This window comes from Pontibacter sp. HJ8 (genome assembly GCF_054824225.1).
Genome location: NZ_JSYF01000545.1, coordinates 1 through 5,696, shown reverse-complemented (window position 1 = coordinate 5,696; position 5,696 = coordinate 1). Strand labels below are relative to the sequence as shown.

The 5,696-nt window shown below is 45.5% G+C and carries 7 protein-coding genes; all 7 read left to right on the top strand.

All coding sequences use genetic code 11. The features are described 5' to 3' along the window. Window positions 1-376 (top strand): 30S ribosomal protein S11 (rpsK, locus tag OB13_RS19215; RefSeq protein ID WP_461491802.1); only part of this gene is annotated, 376 nt, incomplete at its 5' end. A gap of 22 nt (window positions 377-398) precedes the next feature. Beyond that, window positions 399-1,004: a 30S ribosomal protein S4 gene (gene rpsD, locus OB13_RS19210; protein ID WP_461491801.1), complete on the top strand. Its 606-nt coding sequence runs from the start codon at window positions 399-401 to the stop codon at window positions 1,002-1,004. 37 nt (window positions 1,005-1,041) lie between these two features. Next, window positions 1,042-2,031: a DNA-directed RNA polymerase subunit alpha gene (locus OB13_RS19205; RefSeq protein ID WP_461491803.1), complete on the top strand. Its 990-nt coding sequence runs from the start codon at window positions 1,042-1,044 to the stop codon at window positions 2,029-2,031. A gap of 69 nt (window positions 2,032-2,100) precedes the next feature. Further along, a complete protein-coding gene (rplQ, locus tag OB13_RS19200) occupies window positions 2,101-2,610 on the top strand; it encodes a 50S ribosomal protein L17 (RefSeq protein ID WP_461491800.1) in 510 nt (169 codons plus the stop codon). 76 nt (window positions 2,611-2,686) lie between these two features. Then, a complete protein-coding gene (gene carA / locus OB13_RS19195) occupies window positions 2,687-3,793 on the top strand; it encodes a glutamine-hydrolyzing carbamoyl-phosphate synthase small subunit (RefSeq protein ID WP_461491799.1) in 1,107 nt (368 codons plus the stop codon). Window positions 3,794-3,816: 23 nt separating this feature from the next. Then, window positions 3,817-5,094 (top strand): phosphopyruvate hydratase, encoded by a 1,278-nt coding sequence (eno, locus tag OB13_RS19190; protein WP_461491798.1) that lies wholly within the window; start codon window positions 3,817-3,819, stop codon window positions 5,092-5,094. Between the two features lie 87 nt (window positions 5,095-5,181). Continuing rightward, a complete protein-coding gene (locus OB13_RS19185; protein ID WP_461491797.1) occupies window positions 5,182-5,481 on the top strand; it encodes an FtsB family cell division protein in 300 nt (99 codons plus the stop codon). Window positions 5,482-5,696 lie beyond the last annotated feature (215 nt).

Here is a 5,696-nt window from a genome sequence, read left to right as displayed (position 1 = left end):
AGATAAAGCTAAGAAGCGTGTCGTAGTTGTTGAATCAACCGGTCAGGTACACATCAAGGCTTCATTCAATAATATCATTATCTCAGTAACCAATAACGCAGGACAAGTAATTTCTTGGGCTTCTGCTGGTAAAATGGGTTTCAAAGGTTCTAAAAAGAACACTCCTTACGCTGCACAAATGGCAGCTTCAGATTGCGCCAAGGTTGCTTATGACCTGGGTATGCGCAAAGCTGAAGTATTTGTAAAAGGCCCTGGTGCAGGTAGAGAGTCCGCCATCCGTACTGTGCAAAATACCGGAATTGAAGTAACAACTATTAAAGATGTTACGCCACTTCCTCACAACGGGTGTCGTCCTCCTAAACGCAGAAGAGTTTAATTAGTTAATTAGATTAAATAAAATGGCAAGATATACTGGTCCTAAAAGCAAAATCTCCAGAAAATTTAACGAGGAGATTTTTGGCCCAAGCAAAGCACTTAAAAAGAAAGCTTATCCTCCAGGGATGCACGGTCGTGGCCGTCGTAAGAAGCAATCAGAATACTCCATACAGCTGACTGAGAAGCAGAAAGCGAAATACATCTATGGCATGCTGGAGAAGCAATTTGCTAATCTCTTCGAAAAAGCAGCCAGAAAAGGTGGTATCACAGGTGAGCAATTGTTGATGTTACTGGAGTCTAGATTAGACAATACAGTTTACAGATTAGGTATTGCTCCTACAAGAAGAGCTGCTCGCCAGCTTGTGTTACACAAACACATAATTGTTGACGGTGAAATCGTGAACATTCCTTCTTATAGCTTGAAAGTTGGTCAAACGGTGGCTGTCAGAGAGAAATCCAAATCTCTGGAGTCAATTACTACTAGCCTTTCTGTGCGCAATGCGCGTCAGTTTAGCTGGTTAGAGTGGGACGGAGCGAACATGGTTGGTACATTTGTGTCTGCGCCTCAGCGCGACCAGATCCCTGAGAAAATTCAGGAGCAGCTAATCGTTGAGCTTTACTCTAAGTAAACCGCTTAATCAATTTTTAACCTTTAACACTGCAAGTATGTCAATATTAGCATTTCAGATGCCAGAGAAAGTTGTGATGGAAAAAGCCGACGACTTTCATGGTTTATTTGAATTCAAGCCGCTTGAAAAAGGTTACGGAGTAACCATCGGTAATGCTCTGCGAAGGATTTTGCTTTCTTCTCTGGAAGGATACGCAATAACCAGCGTTCGCATACCTGGTGTACTGCATGAGTTTTCGTCTGTTGAAGGCGTAGTTGAGGATGTATCGGATATTATCCTGAACCTGAAAATGGTTCGCTTCAAAAAAATAAGCGAAGTAATTGATGATAAAATCACGGTTACCATTTCTGGGAAGGATACGTTTGCTGCGGGTGACATAAATAACTTCTCTACCAGCTTTGAGGTGCTAAACCCGGAGCTTGTGATCTGCAACCTGGATAAGAATATTTCTTTGGAGGTGGAGCTTACCATTCAGAAAGGACGTGGTTACGTACCTGCTGAAGATAATAAGCCCTTGGATCAGGTTTTCGGTCTTATTCCGATCGATGCCATCTTCACGCCTATCAAGAATGTGAAGTTCAGTGTTGAGAACACGCGTGTGGAGCAGAAGACTGACTATGAAAAGCTAGTGCTTGACATTCAGACAGACGGTTCAATCCATCCGGAAGATGCCCTGAAAGGAGCTGCGAACATTTTGATCCAGCACTTCATGCTCTTCTCTGACAACACCATGACTTTTGAGACAGCCAAGCCTGAAGAGGAAGAAGCTGTAGATGAAGAACTGCTGCATATGCGCAAAGTCCTGAAGACTTCTCTTCAGGATATGGACTTATCCGTTAGAGCGTACAACTGTCTGAAGGCTGCCGATATCAAAACCCTCGGTGACCTGGTGCAGCTGGATATCTCTGATATGATGAAATTCCGTAACTTTGGTAAAAAGTCGCTGACTGAGTTGGAAAACTTAGTACAAGAGAAAGGTTTGACCTTCGGTATGGACCTTTCTAAGTATAAATTAGAAGAAGATTAATTAATCTACGGCATAATTCCCGATCCCTGAAAGGTTGATCGACGGTATGCACGTGCACAATTCAAAATAATGAGACACGGTAAAAAATTCAATCACCTAGGAAGAACTGCTTCACACCGTAAGGCAATGTTGTCCAACATGGCATCATCCCTTATCATGCACAAGCGTCTTTCTACTACAGTAGCGAAAGCCAAAGCATTACGTAAGTTTGTGGAGCCTCTGCTGACGAAAGCAAAGAGCGATACAACGCACTCAAGAAGAACAGTTTTTGCTTACCTGCAGGACAAAGAGTCTGTAAAGGAGCTTTTTGATGAAGTATCAGCTAAGATTGCTGCAAGACCAGGTGGTTACACCCGTATCCTGAAGACAGGTTACAGACTAGGTGACAACGCAGAAATGTGTGTGATCGAGCTTGTTGACTACAACGAGGATATGCTGACTACAACTGGTGCTGCTGCCGGTGCTAAGAAGACCCGTCGTCGTACTGCTTCCAAGAAAAAAGGAGCTGAATCGACTGAGGCTACGGATGCAACCCCTGAAGCAGAAGGCACAAAAGAAGCAACAAAAGATGTTGAATAAGCTTTGCTTGTGAAATATTTCAAAGGGACATGACGTAAGTCGTGTCCCTTTTTTATTTTTGTATTTAATTTTTGAAATGAAGAAACATACATCCTCCGAAGCAATCCTTTTATTACAAGACGGTACCGTATTTTCAGGTAAGAGCCTGGGGCGTATAGGTACAAAGGGTGGTGAGCTCTGCTTTAATACAGGCATGACAGGCTACCAGGAAATTTTCACGGATCCTTCCTACTATGGTCAGCTCGTCGTTACCACCTTTTCGCATATTGGTAACTATGGCGTACAGGCAGAAGAAGTAGAATCGGACAGGATACAGATCAATGGTCTTGTTTGTAAGGAGTTTTCCCACCATTTCTCCCGCAATACTGCGCAGGGCTCTTTACAGGATTATTTTGAAAACGCAGGTATAGTAGGCATATGTGAAATCGATACACGAGCGCTGGTGCGGCATATTCGGGACAAGGGTGCCATGAATGCCATCATTTCCTCTGAGATAACCGATATAGAAGAGCTGCGTCGTAAGCTGGATGAAGTTCCATCGATGGATGGTCTGGAGTTATCGTCTCACGTGAGTACGCAGGCACAATATGACATGCGGCCTGCTGAGGTAAAGTACAGAGTGGCGGTTCTGGATCTGGGCGTGAAGCGTAACAGCTTGAATAACCTGGTACAACGCGGCTGTGAAGTGAAAGTATTTCCGTATCATACGCCTTTCGAAGAAATGGAACAGTGGAATCCGGATGGTTATTTTATTTCAAACGGCCCCGGAGACCCGGCTGCTACCACAGTGGCTATCAACAGCGTGAAGCAGATTCTGGAGAAAAATAAGCCGATGTTCGGTATTTGTATGGGACATCAGATGCTTGCGCAGGCGAATGGTATAGCTACTTACAAAATGCACAATGGCCACAGAGGGCTCAATCATCCGGTGAAGAATCTGATCACAGGATTGAGTGAGATCACTTCCCAGAACCATGGCTTTGTGGTGGATGCCGAACAACTGAAGAACCATCCGAACGTAGAGATAACCCATATCAACCTCAATGACAATACCATTGAAGGTATACGCATGAAGAGCAAACCCGCTTTTTCAGTACAATACCACCCGGAGTCTTCACCAGGACCGCACGACTCCACTTATCTGTTCGATGATTTTATCGCACTCCTAGAGCAAAACAAGTAAAACTATATAAAAAAAACAGACTGATGAGCATTATAACAGACATCAAGGCAAGACAGATTTTCGATTCAAGAGGCAACCCTACTGTAGAAGTAGATGTGTTCACTGAAAATGGTATTTTAGGGCGCGCTGCCGTTCCTTCCGGTGCTTCCACAGGTATACACGAAGCGGTGGAACTGCGTGATAATGATAAAGGCAAGTACATGGGCAAAGGTGTACTGCAGGCCGTGAAAAACGTGAACGAGAAGATAGCCGAAGAGCTTGTTGGCTTCCCGGTATTCGAGCAAAACCTGCTTGACAAGATCATGATCGAGCTGGATGGTACCGAGAACAAAGGTAACCTGGGTGCCAATGCAATTCTGGGTGTGTCTCTGGCAATTGCCCGTGCTGCTGCCCAGGAACTAGGTATGCCGCTCTACCGCTATGTAGGAGGCGTGAATGCCAATACATTGCCTGTGCCGATGATGAACATCCTCAATGGTGGCAGCCACGCAGACAATGCAATCGACTTCCAGGAATTCATGATCATGCCGGTAGGGGCACCTTCTTTCTCTGAAGCGTTGCGTATGGGCTCTGAAGTATTCCACCACCTGAAGAACGTACTGAAGAAAAAAGGCCTCTCTACGAACGTAGGTGACGAGGGCGGCTTTGCCCCGAACATTGCGTCGAACGTAGAGGCAATTGAAGTGGTGCTCCAGGCAATTGAAGCGGCTGGCTACAAGCCAGGCGACGACATGATGATCGCCATGGACGCAGCTAGCTCTGAGTTCTACGACAAGTCAACCGGTCTCTATACCTTCAAGAAATCTACCGGCGACAAGCTGACTTCATCCGAAATGGTGAGCTACTGGAAAGAGTGGACCGAGAAGTACCCGATCGCATCGATCGAAGACGGTATGGACGAAGATGACTGGAAAGGCTGGAAAGAGTTGACCGAGTCTATTGGCCACAAAGTGCAGCTGGTAGGCGACGACTTGTTCGTAACAAACGTAAACCGTCTGCAGCAAGGTATAGACCAGGGAGTAGCGAACTCAATCCTGATCAAGGTAAACCAGATCGGTACGCTAACCGAGACTATCAACGCGATCAACCTGGGCCTGCGCCACGGGTATAAGAGCGTGATGTCTCACCGCTCAGGCGAAACAGAAGATAACACCATTGCAGACCTGGCAGTAGCACTGAACACAGGTCAGATCAAGACTGGTTCTGCTTCCCGTTCTGACCGTATGGCCAAGTATAACCAACTGCTTCGCATTGAAGAGGAGCTGGGTGAAGTGGCTTACTTCCCGGGCAGAAAGTTCTAAACGCAGTATTGAAAATAATTTAGGCATAAGGCTGTGGGTTTATGACTCACAGCCTTATTTTTGTGTAAGTACCTAAGTATAATAGCTATGCTCAAGCGCATTCCGAAGTTTTTCAGAAGTTTCTATTTCATTACTTCCCTGTTGTTTATAGTCTGGATGCTCTTTTTTGATTCAAACGACTTTGTCACGCAGTATCAGATGAGTAAACAGCTCCGCATACTGGAGCAAGACAAGGAACATTACCTGGAGAAAATGGCGGAGGTGCAGCAGGATCGGGAGGAACTCATGGGCAACCCGGAGCTGCTCGAGAAGTTTGCCCGCGAGAAATACCTGATGAAGCGCCCGGGCGAAGAAGTTTTTATTATTGTTCCGAAGAAGGAGAAGTAATTAGATTTAAGATATTAAGATAGGAAGCTCGGCCAGTCGCCGGGCTTTTTGTTTTATACCTGATGTAGGGTAAGAAGGTCTATATTTGCTTTTGCTTTGTAGTTGCACCTTCTTCATACCTATACCTGCTGTGTAGCTGGGGCTTTGCTGAGATTCAACCTAGCGTTGTTTCATTGCTTCACCTGGCCGGTGGGGCCTCACTTTTCTCCTTGATG